The sequence below is a fragment of the Algoriphagus aestuariicola genome (assembly GCF_017254835.1).
Taxonomy (GTDB): Bacteria; Bacteroidota; Bacteroidia; order Cytophagales; family Cyclobacteriaceae; genus Algoriphagus; species Algoriphagus aestuariicola.
Window position 1 is genome coordinate 1 of record NZ_JAFKCW010000012.1, and the last position, 848, is coordinate 848.

At 34.0% G+C, this 848-nt stretch carries 1 protein-coding gene; it reads right to left on the minus strand.

Features of this window, described 5'->3' with window-relative positions; all coding sequences use genetic code 11:
* Positions 1-96: 96 nt before the first annotated feature.
* A complete protein-coding gene (locus J0A67_RS22565; protein ID WP_206571664.1) occupies positions 97-825 on the minus strand; it encodes a hypothetical protein in 729 nt (242 codons plus the stop codon).
* Positions 826-848 lie beyond the last annotated feature (23 nt).

The window sequence follows — 848 nt, forward strand, 5'->3', positions numbered from 1 at the left end:
AACGTTCGCATATAAAGCGTGCCGGCAGACCAAATTAATAATTAATCATCAACTTCTGCCGGCATGATTTATATGCATTGTTAGGCACAGTACTTTTCACTTACTGTTTTTACAAGTGTTACTATTCATAAAATCATAAAATATTGTCTGAACAATATAGGCTTTTGTAAAATAGCTTGAAAAGTCCACTCTTTCTTTATTTTCCAAAAGTCCGCCTATAACGATGTTTGGACTTAAGTTTCCAACTTCAATTGTAATTTCAGCACCTTGCCGAATAACCTCCTCATTGCAGTATTTATGGATACCTGAAATTATTCTACTGTGTAAACTGCTTTGTCTGCGAATTCGAGGCTCATCAAATTTAATTGGATTATCCTCTGATTCAGGAACAGCCAAGATTTCTTCAAAATCGTCATTGTGTTTTATAGTATCAAAGGGTTCATTTGAATAGTCTTTAAATTTTACATCCATATAGTATTGAATTACCTCATTGTCGTCATATGTCTCGTTACTATACATCCAGAACTCTTTTCTCAAATCAGTCTCATTTATTTCGTCAATTACTTTTTCAAATTGTTTGCAATCAACGCTCCATTTATCCAATGAGTCCCAAGAGTCCATAAGCATAAGTTTTTTAAGGAAACCCTTTGAAAAGTCAGTCACCGATTTACTTCCACGATTAATATTAACGAAGTTGTCCCATGCGCTTATTGCCAGATTAAGAGATTCGGCTTTATCTTTTCCCAAGTAGTCCTCGAAAGACTTAACATTGTCCTGCTTGTTATTGCATGAAAACAAAAGTAAAATTATAATTAAGTATCTCATTTCTCCGAAGTATTGTGCCTAAC